A 2,266-nucleotide genomic window follows, 5' to 3' on the forward strand; every position below is an offset into this window, starting at 1 on the left:
CTGAAAAAATCGGTTGTAGCCTTCAACCTGGGCAAAGCGGTGACGGTGAGTTACACCGTGACGCGTGGTGGTGCGCCGGTGCCTTCGAAGGTTTTGCCGCTGACGGTGCTGACGATCCCGCATGAACATGCCCAACTGCCCAAGGCAACCATCGATGGCGCGTCCAACGATGATCTCGATGTGATCACCCTGGCCAACAATGCGTCCACCCGCGTGGCTGCCTGGCCTTTGATTGCTGCGAATCAGAAAATCTGGCTGCGCTACAGCGGCACCAAAGCCGATGGATCGGAGTACAAAAAGACGACTTATGAGGGGGAAACGCTACGCGGTGATGGCGTGATCGTAGGGCCTTACCCGGCGACACCGGTGGCCGAGTTGCGCGGTCTCAAGGACAACTCGACACTGAAAATCGAATTCAAGGTCACTTTCGACGGCAGCCCCGATGAAGCCAAAGCAGTGACCTTCCCGCCGCGCGTTTACAACGTCAAAGCCGTGCAGGATGTGAAACCGGTGATCAGCACGGTGCAAGACTCCAAGGGTGAAGACATTCCGCATGAAGGTGGCACGGTCGATCCGAAGATCAAACTGACCGGCACTGCGGCACCGCTTCAGGAAGTCGAGGTGTTCGACGATAGGGCTTCAAAAGGTAAATACACCGCCAATGACGCTGGCATCTGGACCTGCGAAACCACGCTGACCGCCATCGGTACTCGCACGCTCACTGCCAAGGCGCTGTACGGCACGGGGCAGGTATCGCTTGGCAGAATCTTCACACTTTCCAACGCCATCAAGCCAACCATCATCTCGGTGAAAGACTCCAAGGGCGTGGAGATTCCCGATAAAGGCCCCACGCTCGATACCACCGTCAAGTTGACCGGCGGCGGCACACCGCGCCTGAAAGTCGAGATCTTTGACGGTGTGACGTCCAAAGGCATCGCGGAAGTGCGCGCCAATGGTGGCATGTGGGAACTTGAGGTGACCGGCCTGAGCCTGGCGGAGCACAGCTTTACCGCCAAGGCATTGTACGTACCCGGGGAGAGTTCCGTCGCCAGAACGCTGACCGTGATCCCCCCACTTACCGTGGATACGTCACCGCTTACCCTCAACGGGTTCAATATATCGATCGCAGGCTCGGGGCTGAACTGGGCACTCTCTGGTAACGACCCCGCCGGAACCTCAGCCAACCGTGGTGCGCAAGGTGGGGTCCATCCTTACACCTATGTATCTTCCAAGCCGCTCATTGCCTCAGTTGATTCGGACGGCATCGTAAGAAGCGAAGGAAATGGGATAGCCACTATTACCGTGCAAGACGCTGTCAGTCAAACGAAGCAATTCATCGTTAATACATCCAACGTCATCAGATATCTCTCCAACGCGCCCCAGAAATTAAACTACCCCTCATATATCAATTGGCTCAACTCAGTCGGCGGCTCACTAATACGAATAGACGAAGCACTCCAACACATTAAATTACTTAACCTTAAGTACAAACCATACGCAACACAAGGTGCAGTTAGCTGGTGGTCCGGACCTGTAGTGACCGGACACGGGAACTTTGGATACACATTGAAAAGCTTTATTGATAGATGGGAAGTTTCTTATGAAGATCGAGCCCTTCAAATAATAGGGATCTGTCTATACCGTTAACCCGCAACTGCGGCACCCATCGCGTTGGTAAAACATCTTAACTCACCTCATCCACTTCCTCGCCAGGGGAGGCGGGTGAGACTACTCTTATAGTTGGCGTTCTTTCGATGAACTGAAACCAACATAAAAGGCTATTTGAAGTGGTGAGGCTTTCCCAGACACGTGACGCCCCGTTAATAGGTCCGACACAAGTTTAGTCCGGATAGGTTTCAAATCAAGCCCGCTAGATATCCATTGAACTCCCTCGGGGATTCGCGGCCATTCTGCAAGGGTAGTTGCCGCTGACGGGTCTACCCTCACTCCGTATTCTCGCGTCCGTCACGGCCTATTAGTAATCGGGTTTAACAGCATCGCCAGTCTCGATATCACCTTAGCCAAGGGCGCCGATGTACAGCAACTAGCATACGCAGCGGAAATGTTGCTGCGTGGCGGATGTATTAGGCGGTAGATTCCACTGCGGATCTGATGTACGCGCTATTGATTGAAACGGGATTGCGAACTCTACTTTTAAACACTCGCGTATAAATGACACGCCAAGACATGTAATCAGGCTACACGACCTTGCGTAATTGCCTACAGCTACGCCAGAATCCGCCGGCTTGTGCGCCTTGGGGGCGGG

At 54.1% G+C, this 2,266-nt stretch carries 1 protein-coding gene; it reads left to right on the forward strand.

Going from position 1 to position 2,266, the window contains the following annotated elements:
• Positions 1 to 1,647 (forward strand): immunoglobulin-like domain-containing protein (locus AC3WMT_RS30810; protein ID WP_492578073.1); only part of this gene is annotated, 1,647 nt, incomplete at its 5' end.
• Between the last annotated feature and the right edge of the window lie 619 nt (positions 1,648 to 2,266).

The sequence above is a fragment of the Pseudomonas sp. FW305-7 genome (assembly GCF_058786735.1).